Origin of the sequence: Pseudoalteromonas sp. SCSIO 43201, from assembly GCF_023716725.1 — a bacterium.
GTDB classification, from domain to species: Bacteria; Pseudomonadota; Gammaproteobacteria; order Enterobacterales; family Alteromonadaceae; genus Pseudoalteromonas; species Pseudoalteromonas peptidolytica.
In genome coordinates this window covers 393,792-410,411 of sequence record NZ_CP072684.1, presented here as the reverse complement: position 1 = coordinate 410,411, position 16,620 = coordinate 393,792, and the positions used below count along the sequence as shown (strand labels likewise).

The window sequence follows — 16,620 nt, the reverse complement described above, 5'->3', positions numbered from 1 at the left end:
TGACAGAGGTTGATTTGATAATGTTTGCGTATTTGCTCAGGTTGTTTAGTTTAACTCATTATTTTCCGCCAGTGCTTTATCTACAGCCTTTAGAATGGAAGACTTCGTTGACGGCTTGGTAATATAACCGGTCAAACCTAAAGACGCCCACTTTCTTATGATTTCCTTATTCTTATTACTGGTAAGTGCAATGATAGGAAGCTTTTTGCAATGAGAGATATTACGAATATTTTTGGTGGTGTTGTAACCGTCTAGCTCCGGCATAAATAAGTCCATAAAAACCATAGAAAACTTATGCTTTCTTAACGTCTTGATGGCACTGAGGCCACTGGTTACACTTTCTACTTTGTAGCCTTCATCTCGTAAAATTTTGGCGATCATTTCACGGTAAATCTCGTTATCTTCGACAACCATGATCTTTATTTCTTCTTGTTTAGCTGCAATGGATTTAGGCTCGGTTATATCCAATTCTCCGTTATTACCGACAGGGGATACATGTTGAGCGGTTTGTGCATGAGTAGAATTGTCTTTTTCAGTCAACAGCGCAGTAAGCTCAGCAATAGAAAACTGTTTGTCTTTTAGTCGCCTTGTTAATTCGTGAACACTTTCCGACAACTGTTGCTCAAGCTCATCCAATAGCGGAGATAAATGCTTTTGCTTTAATTCTTCTAACAGGTCATCTTGTACTTTGTTTATACCTTTTTCGTTGTCTAAACTACGGCGAGCATTTTGTAGTGTTTCATCTGCTTTTTGATGATAAGCAGCGGCATCATCGATTAACTGTTTCAAGTTATCATCAATGCGGCCAAAATGCTCTTCTCGAATCTTTGCAACCTCAGATTTACCTTCTGTTCGTACTAACGCGTTGTGCAGGATCATACGAAAACGATAGTTTTCATACATGGGTTTGTAAACAAAATAATCTGTGAAGATCCCTTTCATACAGCATCTAAAGGCGATGCCTGACTCTTTATTTTCGCACAGTAAAATATTCTCGTGGGCGTAGTTAAGCAACCCATGTTTGGCTAGTAGGCTGTATATTTCTACGCTTTTTGCTACGGTTTTTCTTGCAATTACAATGACGCCAGGAGGCGCCTCACTGAGTAATTCCGCAACTTCTTTGTGGCTGGTAAAAGTCCGATATTCTTTTACCTGAGATGCCACAATATCCACAACACCGGTAAGCTCCGCAGGGTCATCACATATAATGATAACTTTAGGGTGCCTCTGAGCGTGTTCTACATCTCTTTTGTGCATAATTGACCTCGCTTGATATTGTTCCCTATTTTTGAAGCTAAAGTATTATTTGCTGGATTGTGATTGTTGAGATGCAGACTGTAAAACTGCTTCTAAAAACTTTGATGGCGTGTAAGGAGGGTAATAGTAATAACCTTGTATGCACTCCACTTCGTAGCTTTGCACTACAACTAAATCCTCAACTTCTTCTACCCCTTCGGCAACAACTTCTAGCCCTAACTGATGTGCCATTTCACAGGTGCTTGAGATAATCACTCGTTTATTCGATTGAGCCGCACAGCCATCAACAAAACAGCGATCAATTTTTAGCTCATCAAAAGGAAGTTCATTGAGTTGTTTGATAGAAGAGTAGCCGGTACCAAAATCATCAATAGAAAGTTTAAATCCTTTTAATTTAAGACGTAGTAATACATCCAGTGCACGTTTGATGTTTTCGAGTAGGTGGCTTTCTGTTAACTCTAAGGTGATCTGTGACGTTGGAATATGGTGAGTGTCACAAATAGATTTTAGTTTTTCAGGTAATTTAATGTCTTCCAACTCTTTTACGCTGAGGTTAATACTAAATTGAAGGTGGCCAATGACATCATTATTGTGTTCGAGCAAAGACAATGTTTGTTTAAGCAAATTATAAGAGAGAAGGTGAATAAGGTCATGCTCCTCGATAACAGCAATAAATTGTGAAGGAGGAACGGTGCCATCTTTGTTGTGGTGCCACCTTACTAGAACCTCTGCGCCAATAATCGCGCCAGTGCCGGTGGCAACTTTAGGCTGGAAATAAGCGCAAAACTCCTCTCGCAGCAAACCCTCTTGTATCTCCTCTTTACTGTAAATGAGTTGAGTACCACTATTACTTTCGTTTGTTTTTGATGCGGATAAGAGATTATATAGCTCTTGAAGCTTTGTCGCAGATAAAGGCTTTTCTACACTAGAGATAATGGTAAGGCCGTGAAGCTCCGCGAGTGCAGCGGTATTTTTGATAAAGATATCTTTTTCACCGCTTAATAATGCGATAGGTGCTTTGATATTTAATTCAGCAAAATTTCTTAGCATTTCGACGCCTTCTATCTCAGGCATGTTAATGTCCAGTAGAATAAGCGCAGCTTTACTGAGCTGGTTACTTTGGAGTGCTTTATTGCCGCTGTTGTATCCCATAAATTTGCGAGGAGTTTGGTTGGCGACGAGTAGTTGTAGTTGGGTGAGCATCAGTTCACTATCGTCAATTGCAATGATTAGGGGCTTGTTATTTGCCATAGATGTTCGACCTAGATACTGAACAAATGATCATGGAATATCCTCTACGCTAAGTATAGAAGCTATTTCAGCTTGTGCATTATCAAATAACGCTAAACAATAATTTAATAAGGCTTCTACTTTTTCTGGTCTACCATCCTTAATCGACTCCTCAAGCTCTGCTAATTTTCCAGCAAGTTGTGTTGCACCAACTGCTTTGGCTGATGTTTTCCCTTGATGAGCCATATCTCGTATACGCTCGGGAAGAGATAAGTCAACTTGATCAAATAGGTTTTTTGTATCGCTGACAAAGCTCTTTAAAAATATACTCTGAATTTCTTTATCCGTACCCACATATTCACTCAATATGGCTAGGTCAATATGGTGCAGTTCTTGTGGGTTATCTACAGCAGGCGCTGAAATTGAGATAGCGGTGTCGGCATTATGGTGAATATCTGTAGTAATCCACTTCTTGAGTTTTGCGTTTAGCTTTTGCAGCACAATAGGCTTGGCAATATAATCATCCATACCTGCATCAATACAAACTTGGCGTTCTCCGCTTAACGCATTTGCCGTGGCTGCAATGATCGGAAGGTAGTGCAGACCTTGTGTTTGTTCTTGTGTCCTGCGCGTTTTTGCAAATTCGTAGCCATCCATTATCGGCATATGACAATCAGTGATAATAAGTGCAAAACTATACTGCTCGATAAGCTGTAATGCTACTTTACCATTATCAGCAATGATACATTGGTAACCAAGCATAGCGAGTTGACGTTTAAATAAGTCTTGGTTATAGAGGTTATCTTCAACGACCAAGATAAGCTGGTTTTGAGCTTGTGCTTCTTCAATCCTTGGCATTGAAATGTTACTTGGGTGTGAAGTTACTTCGTTTGTTGATTCAAGCTCAATTAAACCCTCCAAGGCGGCGATATGAGATACTACTTTATATGCGTAGTAAGGATACAACGATAGATGGGAAACACTAATATTAGTAGGGCTAGGTAATACAGCTTGGCTGTTATCTAATAGAATGTATTTGCACCTGCTTGTTGCAATGAAGACTTCTTTTCCTTCGGTGGTAAGTTGCTGGAATGCTTCGGCCGTGATCACGAGATAATCAAATTGCTGGCTTGTAATGAGCTGTGCGTTAAAAAGCTCTCTTGGGAATATCTCGCATTGCGCTTCGTGAATACGAAGCTGATTTTGATGCTCAGCATAAAGCACCATGACTTGTTCTTTTGAGAAGTAGTAGGTATCACTTGGTATATTAAGTTGAATTATGTTCAACGAATTTAGCTGCTGGGGTAGGGGAGCTGCATCAACACTCGCTTGTCTGATTGCGGTGGTTGTTGGTTTATACCAAAAGATTTTTAAACTGTTGATCCGCTGTAACACATCTTGGTTCAACTGCTTTTGTGTTTGTAACTCAGATAAATAAAGTAATTGCTTTTGGCTGGCGAAGTGCTCGACGAACAATACAGAAAGTACGGATGAGAATATGACAACGAGCTGTGCCGTTTGCATTTTTATTGGAGTAGCTTGATAGAGTGTTAGCGCAGAAAATGTTCTGATTAGTAAACCAGTTAATATAATGTAGAACAGGGCAATCATGCAGGATAAAACCAGTGAAACTTGGGCGCTATTGTTGGTTTGGGATACAGCTACAGCAGCTAATAGCTGCATTTCACTGAGTAACACTTTACTCTCGTCGGCCAATAAATTTAAGTAAGCTGTGCTGTTGTCCCACCAAACATACTGTGGCACATCATTATTTACTCCTTGGTTAAAGTTACTCATCTGGTTACGTAAGTAATTAAATTCACTAGGTGTAGAGGCGTTTGAGTAGAGAGTTTTTGTACTTAAATTGCCTTTTAGGCTTTCTAACAGTGACAAATGTGTGGAATAAAACTGCAACGCGCTACGCATTGCAAGTAGTCTAGTATCCTGCTCCGCTGCGGTTAAAAATCGGCTGACTTTAGCCCTCAATTTACCACCAAGCTCGATGGCGCGAACTAGACCATAGATATTTTGATACTCAACATTCCCAGTGTCACTCAGGCCACGTATAAAGGTTTGCTCGGTCTGGATCATCCTGACAATATCAATTAATTTGGTGATTAAGATGGTATATCTCAGAAACAACTGTTCTCTATCGGTGGTTGTGTTTTGGCGAGTATCTCGCAGGTTTTTAATATCATTTTCAATCGTTGATTTTAGTAGGTTAAAACTTGGCAAATTAGCGGACGTTTCTGAAAGTAATGCGGTTACTTGTGCGTCCGTTTCTTGGTGATAAGTCTTGAGTCTAATACTGTGTTCAGCCTCTGACTCAAATCCTGTTGACATACCTCGTTCACGTTGCAGGCTAAATACTAATTCAACCACGCTGCTTAGCGCGACGAGATTATCGTGATATTGAACCTGGCCTTTATGTGCTACGCGATTTTTGTTGAACTCATTAATCTCGAAATAAAATCCACCTAAGCAGATCAGAGACAGGAGCACCAGTGCCGTTATTTTTAGGTATTTGTTCACAGTAACTATCTGCGTTTTTCATAAATCCAACTATAGTAAAAAAACAAACAGTGTCTAATGCGATAAATATGAAGACTCCTCAAAAACCGGATAATGAGCAAGAGAGAGTAGCAGCACTCAAAGATTTAGTAATTTTAGACACAGAGCCAGAAGAAAGCCTAGATAGAGTAACCCGGTTCACAGCACATATTTTCGATGTACCAATCGCACTTATTAGCCTAGTTGACACGGACAGGCAGTGGTTTAAGTCAAGGTTTGGGTTAGATGCACGAGAGACTGAGCGTGATATATCTTTTTGCGGACACGCTATTTTGGAAGATACCATATTTGTTGTACACAATGCGTTAGAAGACCCTCGATTTTGCGACAACCTTTTGGTTCAAGGTGACCCCCATATTAGGTTTTACGCCGGAGCGCCTTTAAAATTATCATCTGGATTTACCATTGGTACTATCTGCATCATTGATGTCGAGCCCAGAGAGTTTACTCAAGTCGACTGTGGTATTTTACATCAACTTGCACAAGATATTGTTACTGCTATCCAAAATAAGTAAGCCATGAAAATGATTTCTTTGTATGAATAACATAGGCTTAGCAGTCTTCTCTAATATATTCAGTACCCTCTTTTTTTCCTGTAAACAGAACAAGTATCTAGAGCAATTGGTATCAAACACAAACTCCGGTTAAATAGATTGTAGGATAGGGCTAAGGTTATTTGAGCTGCTATGTAGAGTTAAAGAAATAAATGGGATGTCTTAATTATTCATTGAGTCGTTCAATTGTTGGTGCAATTGTATGGCTAAGAGGTTACAATTGCGACTGTATATCATTGCTATTTAGAGCAAAAACTAGACTACCGTTACATATCTATTTTACCACACTTTACTTGTACTTAATTCGAGCAATGGGCTTTTGATATAAGTAATATAAGGTAAAGTTGGGTTTTGAGTATAATGTCAATTAAAATGACACATACAGCACATGTAACGCTCAATATTATACAGGTACTCGACTCCTTTCATGACAGATATCACAACGCACCAAGCTTCTCGTCGCAGGCTGTTGATTGCGCTTGCAATTACATGCTCGTTTATGGTTATTCAAGTTGTTGGTGCATATTATGCTAATTCTCTTGCTGTACTCGCTGATGCAGGACATTTGTTCGTTCATAACAGCTCTTTATTTATTGCTTTAATCGCCTCCAGTGTTGCTGTTTATCTTGCAAATACATACAACGATGGCTACAAGCGAGCTGAATACACCGGCGGCTTAATTAACGGTATTTTGTACCTTTCTATTGCGGTAATTATTTTGCTTGAAGGCGGAGAACGGCTCTCTCACCATGCTGGTGGTCACGAGCTGGAAGTTAACAGCTATCTAATGTCAATTATCGCTGCTATCGGTTTTCTTTTCCATGGTGCTTCGGCTTGGGTACTGTATAAAGGACGTAAAGATAGTATCAATGTATACGCGGTGTTCCTGCATTCATTCTTTGACTTGTTGTCCACAGTTTCAACTTTTATCGCTGGAGTGATAATTCACTTAACTGGCTGGGAAGTGGTTGATATCCTCTCAAGTATGCTGATTTCATTGTTTGTTTTATTCACTGGTATCAAGGTGATTTGGTCATGTATCAAAGGGCTTGCGATCCCAGCAGAGGTTTTACCTACGGTTAAGGATGTTGAGAGTACGATTGTAAATACAGAGCATGTTGAGAGTGCGCATAATATAACTATCAGTAAGGTAGATGGCGCCTTAGTTGTGGGAGCTCATATTGTATTAAAGCACCATTGTACTTTGGAATCTCATGACTCAGCATGTCGTTTAGAAGTGGAAGAGGCGCTTAAAAAGTTACTCAAAGTAGATGACAGTGTACTTCAGATTGAAAGCCATGATTGCCCTCACCATTAAATGGTGTGGTTAAAATAGATTATCCGAAGTATAGGTTAGATAATTCACTCATTCGGTATTATTGTTATACCTATATTACGAGATAAATAACTGGTGCGACATTTGAATCAAAAACAAGCGCTAATTTTAACAATTGCCCTCGGTGTTTTGGGTGGCTTGGCAAACTTGCTACCCATTTGGTTTTTGGACAGCTCAGAGTTTTTATTCGGTCAGTTATTTGTCTTGTTTGTGTTGCTACTGTGTGGCTGGCGGTATGCCGTGATTGCCGTAGCAGTTTGTGCAAGTTTTCTGTTTTATCGCTGGGGTCATTGTTGGCCATCTCTGGTATTTCTGCTGGAAGTGCTATGGCTACAGTTTGTTTGCGCACGTTTTGGAAAGCCATTTTTTGTACGAGGTTTGGCTTTTTGGTTCTTATTCGGCTTGCCGATACTTTTTATTTTTGGCTATTTTACGCTAGAGCTACCACTTTTAGTCATTTTCACCGCGCTTGCTAAGTACTTAATTAACGCCGGTATTTGTCTTGCTGTCGTTGATTTGCTGAGCTTTTTCTTTACTCGTAGTAAGTGGCAAGGCATGCCACTTAATCAAATTTTAAACTCTACGGTTAATCTCGTTATCGTGTTAGTGGTATTAACAACAACGATAGTACTAACAAACAATTACTATCAGCGAATTGAGAAAGAGATTAACACACAGCTAGAGGCAGCTTCTCAGTCCATCACAGCGCAAATAGATGATTATTTAGATGCTTACCGACGTGCTATGGTTATATCTGCCAGTGATGTGGCTCTTGGTATTGATAAAGCGTACGTTATTGAACGACTACTTAATACGTACAGCAACTTTAGAACAGCAATTGTTACTGATGCTGAAGCTAACGTTACCCACTTTTATCCTCTGCACTTTGCTGCAACGATGAAAGGCGTCACTGCGAATGTGAGTGACAGAGACTATTTTACATACGCTATTGATAACCCAAACGGCTATGTATCTGGAATATTTCAAGGGAGAGGGTTTGATGAAGCGCCAATTGTTGCCATCTCTGCGCCGATCTACAAAGAGGGTGTATTTAACGGAATAGTCGAAGGCTCGTTGATATTTGGCTCTTTTGAGCGGTTTATTCCCAAAATTCTTGCGCAAGATGCCAATTTGGTGGTTATAGATAAGAATAAGCGCGTCGTTTTTAGCTCATTAATGACAGAATTTAAAACACTAGATATGCCAAGTGGCGATGTCTTAAGTGCATTATTTGATACTCAGGCGGCTGTCTATTCAGACTCAACTGGGCAGCTATTGTTCAAGCAAGCAGCTGTATCAACGCAATATGAGTGGTCGGTGATCACACTACTCGATCGCAAATATCTCAATTTTGTCGCGGCTGAAGCTTGGTTGTATGCTGCAGGACTTGCGTTAGTTATTATTTTGCTCAGCTCTGTTTTTGTTCGTCAACTAACACGCCTTCTCGTTCGTCCAATAGTTACATTAAGCCGAGATATTCGAGCGTATGAACCATCTACTCTAATCGAAAACTCAGCAACGTCAGACAGCAGCTTCCTTGAGATAGTAGAGTTGCAGCAGCAGTTCAACCAACTTGCTTTTAAACTTACGCTAAGCTTTACCAAACAAAATCAAGCACGAATTGAAAACGAGCGCCTTAATAGCAAGCTAACCGACTTCAATCGTGAACTAGAGCAACAAGTTACTGAAAAAACGGGTGAGCTTACCAAGGCATTAGAGGATGCCAATGCAGCAAGTAAATCTAAAAGCCGCTTTTTGGCTAACATGAGTCATGAAATTAGAACTCCTCTAAACGGTATTATTGGTATGGCTGACAATTTGCTCCGAGAAACGTCGCTATCAAATGATACGCGCGGGCAGCTAACGATAATAGCCCAATCAGCCAAAAACCTGATGTTAATACTCAACGATATATTAGATTATTCAAAGATAGAGGCAGGAGCATTAAAAATTGATCGCCGCGCCATTGACGTGCACAAAATGCTAGATAGTTTAGTCGGGGTATTTAAGCTCGCCAATGTGAAGCTTGGTGTAGCGTTTCGCTATGAAAAAGATCCTAGGCTGCCCCGATACCTCTTACTTGACGAGTTGAGAGTGACTCAGATAATCAATAACCTGTTAAATAACGCGGGTAAGTTTACACATCAAGGTCATATAATACTTGCGGTAGAATATCGACAAAGTCGATTAAATCTAAGTATTTCAGACTCTGGTATTGGCATTTCACAAGCCCAGCAGGAATTGCTTTTTCAGGAGTTTACTCAAGCAGATCTTTCAACAACCCGTAAATTTGGTGGAACGGGGCTTGGACTTGCAATAACCAAAAAGTTGATAGAAGCAATGGACGGTGAGATTACGTTGCGTAGTGAACTTGGGGTGGGAAGCGAGTTTGTCGTCAATATTCCTACAGAGATAGGAGAAAAAGTCGAAGTTGAGCAGCAAAGCGTGGAGGTACCTAGGTTAAATGGGATCTCGATATTACTCGTTGAAGACAACATGATTAACCAAGTTGTGGTAGGTAAGCTTCTAGAGAAGACACAGTGTAAGCTAGACAAGGTAAATGATGGGATAGAAGCATTATCTGCCATAAAGGCAAAAAGCTATGCGTTAGTATTAATGGATTGCCAAATGCCGAATATGGATGGTTTTAGCTGCACAAAAGCAATTAGAAATGAGCCCGAAGTGTTTGGTGAACCATATATCATAGCTATCACTGCAAATGCCTATGAGGAAGATAAGCACAAATGCTTGCAAGCCGGGATGGATGATTTTTTATCTAAACCTATAGATGTAAATGAACTTTATCAGAAGCTAGCACAGTGGCAGCAAACTGAAATGAAGGTATAAAATCGATTTTTGCCGCTTGCAGAGATAAAGCTTAACAAGTGAACGCCTTTGAAAGTATAGTTTATACTTTCATCTAGAATAAAATAATACGTTCTTTCTCTGCCTACACAAATACATGGACAGCACAGCTAGAGCCTATCGCAACTAGCTGCGCTAGCTAATGTCGTGGTTATTACACCAATTATCTTAATTAAGAGGTCTATTTTGAGGTGAGAAAATCTTGTCGATAACCCCGCTACCGCGTCCTGCTATCGCCAAGGTACTTACCTCCGTGTAGGCAAGGTAAAGACTTTGCTATTTAGTTGTTCTAAAAAGAAATTTTCAATGCTGTTAGCGTCAGATTTACTCCTTCAAATTGAGCAAGTATTAAGTCTAATTGGTATTATGCCCGAGCGCTTTCATGTTGGGTATAAAACTCGAGAAGTGCCTTGATGGCCATGGGTTTGGCAAAGAAATAGCCTTGCATATACTCACACCCCACATCGCGTAAATAGCTCAGTTGATGTTCGTTTTCAACACCCTCGGCAATACATTTCATATTCAAGCTTTGCGCGAGTAAATGAATAGTTCTAATAATTGATTTATTTGCTGGCTTTTCAGTCATATTTCTAACGAATCCTTGATCGATTTTAATAAAGTCCAAGGGAAACTCATTAAGGTAGGTAAGAGACGAAAAGCCGGTACCAAAGTCATCTAATAACAAAACAAAATTAGCACGTTTCATTTCATTTATTGTAGCGCGCGCTTTAACTAAATCAGACATAAATATTGACTCTGTTATTTCTAGTCTTAAATTGTTGCTGGTCAGGCCATGTGCCTGAAGTACTTCACTGAATTGGTAGGCAATATCAGATCGTAGAATATGCACTGCGCTTAAATTGATTGATAAATAGAAATTCGGCGACTGTTCAAATAAAGGTCTCAACTCGGACAGAGCTCTGAGCAGGGCTTGTTCAGTTAAAATTTCTATCAGTCCATTTTCTTCGGCGATAGGGATAAAGTCACTCGGAGGGATCCTCTCACCATCATGATCCCAACGCAGAAGTAACTCAACGCCTGCAAGGTGTCCCGTTGTGGTGTTGATTATAGGCTGATAGTGATTAAAAAACGCATTGCCCTTTACTGCTGTTTTCATTGCGGTTTCAAGGTTCAGCTTTTTACTGATTTCTGCATTCATGGACTCAGTAAAGAACTTAAAAGCATTACGCCCAGACTGTTTTGCATGGATCATCGCAATGTCTGCATTTCTAATTAGGGTATCGGAATCTGGTGCATCGAATGGATAAACAGCGATCCCGATACTTGCAGAAACACTCATAGTAATTCCATCAATCTCTATGCGTTCAGGGATCCGCTGTACCAAACGTTTGACAATATCACTGACATCTTCAATGCTTGCAAAGGACTTGATGAGAACCAGAAACTCATCACCACTTTGACGTGCGAGGATACAATCATCACAGAGCTGCTCTTGAACTCTGTTGGTGATTGCAATCAATAATTTATCTCCAATCCGATGACCATAAGCATCATTTATTGGTTTAAATCTATCTAAATCGAGAAAGAGCAGGGCGCAGCTTTGATGGCTGTTGCTAGCATTGAAAATCGCAAATTCAATGTGTTGTAACATTAAACTGCGATTAGGTAACTGTGTTAGTGCGTCATAATTTGCCAGATACCTTAATTCATTTTCGGCTTTTTTCTGCTCAGTGAGATCTGTCACCACGACGACGAAGTACTCAAGCGTGATGTTGTCTTTTGAAACGGCACTGATACTAAGTTGGACTGGATGAAGGTTATCCCAGCTATCAGTTACTTGAACCTCTTGTCGTAAATATTGGTTTGGGCCGAGCGATTTGAGCTTGCCAATGAGCCCTTGAAAGCGCTTTTCTCCTATCGCGTTGATAAAACGCTCTGCAGTTAGTGCACTTAATGCTTCATCTTCTTGCAATTGGAAGGCTCTGCAAAAGCTACTATTTACAGAAATCGGCTGTAAGCGAGGGTCGAGAATTAAAATCCAGTCATTGACTTGGCTGAATGCTTCACCAAGCATATTTGCACGCATTTGATGTGCTTTTTGTGTGGTTACATTCGTATATATGCCGTGTAGCTCTATCGCCTTTCCCGATGCGTCAAACTCAGCTACTTGACCAAAGTCGTGAAACCAATGCCAGTTATCGTCATTACAACGAAGCCGATAAGCAAGAGAAAGCTGCTCTTTTGTCGGGTTAGCGATGAACTTCTTCCAAGCACGCTCAACTATCTCCCGGTCATCAGGGTGAATAGCATTATAGTGCTCTTGAAGTGTCATCGTTTCACCCTCAAACCCCAATGCCAACGCACGTTGTTGGGTAATTTTTTTGGTCGATATGTTAGCTGACCACACGCCACTTTGAGTAGAGTGCAGAGCCAGTTTTGTTTGTTCACTTGCTTGAGTAACGGCCTTTAAAGCGGTTTTTAGTTGCCGTTGCTTTTGTTTATGTTTAATCACAAAAAAGACCAATAGTAGAGCAGCAGCAAGGCAATATAAAGTAATAGAGAGAGGTGAACGCCATGGTGAATAAGCAACGCTAAACTCCAAATCTACACTCGCTTGTGAGTTATCATTAACCATTGAGCGCGCAGATATGGCCATAGTGTAATTACCCGGTGCCACTTGATTTAAAAATAGCTTGTTTCCTTTTAAATTTGAAAGTGATGAATGACTTTTGCCGTTTAACAGCGCTTGATATTGTGGCTGATGGTAGGCATTAAAATTAAAATCTGAAAATTGTAACTCAATGCCCATATCGTCGAACTTAAAATCTAATGCGTTTGCTATTTCGTTCGGTGCTATATAGCGTCGTTGCTGGCTCAGCACATCTATTTGGGTTAGTCGTAGGTTTCTCGTGGGATTAGGGCCGTCTAGAAACTGATCTGGATTAAATTGCACGGCGCCGTTTACAGTGCCAAATAATAGTTCGCCAGTGTGAGATGTTGCAGCTGCACCACCGTTAAATTCGGAGCTGGGTAATCCTTGAGGCACTGCAAAAATTTGTAGATTTTTACTTGTAGGATCAAACCTGATAAGCCCTCTTTGACTACTCGACCACACGATGCCATTTGTATCGATTAAGACAGTGTAAAGGGTGTTACTTGGTAGCCCCTGTTTAGTGGTTAGATGCAGCTCTGTTTCAAAGGTTGTTTGATTCAGCTGTATCAACCCTTGTGTTGATGTCGCGAGCCATAGTTGACCCGAGGAGGTGCTACGCCAGCTGGTGATTGCAAAAGATGGTGAGTCATTCGGTGGTTGGTACACAGTATTAAGCGTATTGGTTGCTTTGTTATATCTTAATAGACCTTGATCTGTGCTAATCCAATAGTTTGAATTATCACCAAATATTGGTGGTAGCATTAAAAAGTTTTCAGATGTCGGTAGCTGCCTCGACAAGCCAATGAGCTTGCGTACAATGTTATCTTTAGCATCATATTCGTAATAACCATCGCTACTGATAAAAGGAAAGTAACGTTCTGAATATTTTGCCATCCCCCAGCCATAGCGAGAAAAGAGCGTGCCATCTGGTGTTGGAATATGCTGAATCTTTCTTGTTTTAGTGTTGAATAATGAGGTCTTTGATGCGCTCTGGATCAGGTAAGTCTGTGTCGGTAAATGCTGAGATTTCATGACCGTGAAAACGGCATTGCTACCATATACAGCTTTGGGGTCTCTATTTTGTAGATAAGTGGTGATGAACTGATGGCTACGCGCGTCAACCTCATTAATACCATTTTCTGTGCCAAGTAGTATTGTACGATTGTCAGTGGTGGTAATTGACCAGATATTGTTATTGGTGAATTTATCCTGCACTGCAGCGATAGGGCGAAATCGTAATGAGTTAGACGGCCAAAAGTATACGCCACTGTTGTGAGTACCCAGCCACAGATTGTGGTGTTTATCAGCGTAAAGCTGAGTGATACTCGGATCTGCTATATGATACTTACTTTCAGTTAAAGACAGCACTTTCTCGCTACTTTTATCTGTTCTGTCTATTGAATACAAGCCATGTTCAGTTGCAATAAACTCTCCGTACGGTGTGATTTGGTGTCCCCATATATTTTTATCAGAAACCAATTTATAACTTTTGGGTACAACTAAGCCTTCCTTGCTTAACGGAACTACGAATAGCCCTTCGACAGTCCCAACCAAAAGACCCAAAGCAGAGTCTTTTTTTAACAATTTAACATTGCGCGATAGTTCGGAATTAGATCGGTTATATTTAATTTCAGTTAGTTGTCCACTTGCGAGTGAGTAGGTAAAAAGCCCTTCGGTTGTTCCAACTGCAACAAAGTTGTCTACGAGCGTAATTGCGCGGATATGCTTATCAGCATCGAGGTGAACGAGCGCTCTAGAGCGAAGCGTATCGAGATTTAAGCTGTAAAGGACACTGTTTATTGAAAACAGGATATTATTTTTATGAGGGATAGCGGTCGTGATTGGTATAGGGAAGCCATTGCTATCTATGTGTTTGCCTTTGTAAATATGTTTGGTTTTATAGCTATTAATATCAAGTAAAAAAGCACCATTCATTCGCGTAGAAACTAAGATGTTATTTTCTGATAGGGGAAAAAGGCCGACGATTTCTTGCTCATTCAAATTAGCGCTGGTGTTAATATTGGTTACTGTATTGCCGTCATACCTGTTTAAGCCCTGCAAAGTGCCAATCCAAATAAAGCCATATTTGTCTTGAGTAATAGCGGTAATGGCTGACTGACTCAGCCCCTCTTCAACGGACAGCCTAGAGGTATGTAGGCCAACATTGTGGGCATGGCTGGGGGGAATTATGCAGCAATAAAAAAATAATATTAAAAAACACAATAGCGTTTGCTTCATTAAAAGACCTTTCTATATCCAATCTGGCTTAGTCCTTTAATCCGAAATCATAAAAAACAAGCTGTTATGATCTACTTTTATAACGCTTCAGCTGAGACGCGAAGTCTAGCGGAATTATTATCGAAAGATCAACAAGAAATAGCACTACCTCACAATAAACTTAACATTTTATATACCTTGTTTGTGCTTACATGGTGCGACATAGTTTTGTCATAGGACTATTGTTCAAAAGCTTTGTTGTTGTGCGTGGTTCATTTATACGTTGCTTTGCTGATGCCTTAGAGGTTAGCAGCTTTTTTTCTATCTGCTTATACCAATTATCTTTATTAAGTGGCTTATTTTGAGGCGAGAAAATTTTGTCGATAACTCCGCTACCGCGTCCTGCTTTCGCTAAGGTACCTACATCCATATAGGCAAGGCAAAAGTTTTGCTATTTAGTTGTTCTAAATGAGCAATTTTTAACGCGGTTAGCGTCAGATTTACTCCCTCAAACTTAGCAAGTATCAAGTATAATTGGTATTAAGTCCTGCTAACCTCAACAGCAAATTGATAGATGCAATGTGTAGTCGGAAGTAACGGATCATCTTTGTTTACAGCTATGATTGCAGGGGATAGTCCCTACCTCTTTTAGTGAAAAGAAAATTATTCTTATTTATCGATAATGATACTGTTGATAATTGTTATCGTTTAGATTAAACTAAATCCAGTTAATGAGTTTGAGATTGGTTTTTATTTATGTACGTATGTATTTGCCATGGAGTGACAGATAAAAAGATTGCAGAAACTATCGACGATGGTGCTCGCTCGATGCGCGATCTTAGCCAGACATTATCAGTAGGAAAGCAGTGTGGTAAGTGTTGTAACTGTGCAAAGAAGATATTAAATGAAAAGCTAATTGCAATCGTTGATGTTACCGAACAGGTTGCGTAACTAAACTATACGCAACCATCGTTGTGTTTCAATCTACAGTTGAGACTGAAGGTAGTTCTCAATACCCATCACTTTGATCAGGTGTTGCTGAGTCTCCAGCCAATCTATTTGTTCTTCTTGCTCATTTTGAATTTTGTCGAGCGCCTCGCGGCTAATATAATCTTGCTTCTCTTCACAGAGCTTAATTGCTGCTTGTAAATCTACCAAAGACGCTTGCTCAAACGTCATATTACAGTCGATCATTTCAGCACTATTTTCACCTATTTGTAATCGACCTAAATCTTGTAGATTTGGCAATCCTTCTAGAAATAAAATACGTTCAATCAAGCGATCGGCGTTCTTCATTTTTTGAATTGATACTTTATAGTCTGCTTTATCAAGCTGTGAAAAACCAAAATCTTTAAACATGCGTGCATGCAGAAAGTATTGGTTGATACCAACTAACTCATTGGCGAGCACTTTGTTCAGCCCTATGATGACGTCTTTATCACCTTTCATAGTCGGTTCCTTCTTTAAAGCTGAGATTGGATATAATTAGGCGCACCGATAAGATCAATCAATCGGATCTGCTGTTCAAGCCAGTAAACGTGATCTTCTTCGGTATCGAATAATAACTTTTCGAGGGTTTCACGCGATTGATAATCTTGTTCCTCTTCACAGATTTTTATTGCGTCTTTGACACACTCAACCACCTCTAGCTCTAATTTTAAATCATTCTGCATCATGGACTTTACGTCTTTACCTATCAGTAGATCACGACGCTTAGTCATGTCTGGAACACCTTCTAAGAATAGAATACGCTTGATTAGCCAATCTGCGTGGGTAGTTTCCTCTTCACGTTCATGTTCGAGGCGCTGATAAAGTTTATCTAGACCCCAGTCTTCATACATGCGTGAATGAATGAAATACTGATCGATAGCTGCAAGCTCGTTGGCTAATAGCTTATTAAATGCGTCAATGACTTTTTGTTTACCTTGCATGCTGTTACCTCAAACTATGAATATGTCGCTAGTCTAACGAATTAA

Annotated in this window: 10 protein-coding genes; 4 read left to right on the top strand and 6 right to left on the bottom strand. The window is 40.0% G+C overall.

Annotated features, from left to right (window positions below):
- Window positions 1-45: 45 nt before the first annotated feature.
- The 3 genes from J8Z24_RS18620 to J8Z24_RS18610 are packed head-to-tail and all read right to left on the bottom strand — an operon-like array spanning window position 46 to window position 5,019.
- Window positions 46-1,257: a response regulator gene (locus tag J8Z24_RS18620; protein ID WP_125253049.1), complete on the bottom strand. Its 1,212-nt coding sequence runs from the start codon at window positions 1,255-1,257 to the stop codon at window positions 46-48.
- Between the two features lie 45 nt (window positions 1,258-1,302).
- Window positions 1,303-2,508 carry an EAL domain-containing response regulator gene (locus tag J8Z24_RS18615; protein ID WP_176032079.1) on the bottom strand — a complete coding sequence of 402 codons (1,206 nt, stop codon included), beginning with the start codon at window positions 2,506-2,508 and terminating at the stop codon, window positions 1,303-1,305.
- 30 nt (window positions 2,509-2,538) lie between these two features.
- Window positions 2,539-5,019 carry a response regulator gene (locus J8Z24_RS18610; protein ID WP_252095975.1) on the bottom strand — a complete coding sequence of 827 codons (2,481 nt, stop codon included), beginning with the start codon at window positions 5,017-5,019 and terminating at the stop codon, window positions 2,539-2,541.
- A gap of 68 nt (window positions 5,020-5,087) precedes the next feature.
- On the opposite strand from J8Z24_RS18610, the gene J8Z24_RS18605 reads away from it, so the two are divergent.
- From J8Z24_RS18605 to J8Z24_RS18595, 3 genes are all read left to right on the top strand, one after another.
- A complete protein-coding gene (locus J8Z24_RS18605; protein ID WP_176032081.1) occupies window positions 5,088-5,573 on the top strand; it encodes a GAF domain-containing protein in 486 nt (161 codons plus the stop codon).
- A 466-nt stretch (window positions 5,574-6,039) separates the two neighbouring features.
- The gene (locus J8Z24_RS18600; protein WP_147390024.1) at window positions 6,040-6,930 is read left to right on the top strand and encodes a cation diffusion facilitator family transporter; all 891 of its coding nucleotides are present in this window, start codon (window positions 6,040-6,042) and stop codon (window positions 6,928-6,930) included.
- Window positions 6,931-7,032: 102 nt separating this feature from the next.
- The gene (locus J8Z24_RS18595) at window positions 7,033-9,795 is read left to right on the top strand and encodes a hybrid sensor histidine kinase/response regulator (RefSeq protein ID WP_176032082.1); all 2,763 of its coding nucleotides are present in this window, start codon (window positions 7,033-7,035) and stop codon (window positions 9,793-9,795) included.
- A 382-nt stretch (window positions 9,796-10,177) separates the two neighbouring features.
- Here the strand turns inward: J8Z24_RS18595 and J8Z24_RS18590 are convergent, their stop codons facing one another.
- Complete coding sequence (locus J8Z24_RS18590; protein WP_252095974.1) at window positions 10,178-14,665, bottom strand: EAL domain-containing protein; 4,488 nt, start codon at window positions 14,663-14,665, stop codon at window positions 10,178-10,180.
- Window positions 14,666-15,400: 735 nt separating this feature from the next.
- On the opposite strand from J8Z24_RS18590, the gene J8Z24_RS18585 reads away from it, so the two are divergent.
- Window positions 15,401-15,595 (top strand): (2Fe-2S)-binding protein, encoded by a 195-nt coding sequence (locus J8Z24_RS18585; protein WP_176032084.1) that lies wholly within the window; start codon window positions 15,401-15,403, stop codon window positions 15,593-15,595.
- 33 nt (window positions 15,596-15,628) lie between these two features.
- On the opposite strand, the gene bfr (J8Z24_RS18580) is transcribed toward J8Z24_RS18585, so the two are convergent.
- Both bfr (J8Z24_RS18580) and bfr (J8Z24_RS18575) read right to left on the bottom strand, forming a co-directional pair.
- Window positions 15,629-16,093, bottom strand: coding sequence for a bacterioferritin (bfr, locus tag J8Z24_RS18580; RefSeq protein WP_176032085.1), 465 nt, complete (start codon window positions 16,091-16,093; stop codon window positions 15,629-15,631).
- 14 nt (window positions 16,094-16,107) lie between these two features.
- Window positions 16,108-16,575, bottom strand: a complete 468-nt coding sequence (gene bfr / locus J8Z24_RS18575; protein ID WP_125253040.1) for a bacterioferritin — start codon at window positions 16,573-16,575, stop codon at window positions 16,108-16,110.
- Window positions 16,576-16,620 lie beyond the last annotated feature (45 nt).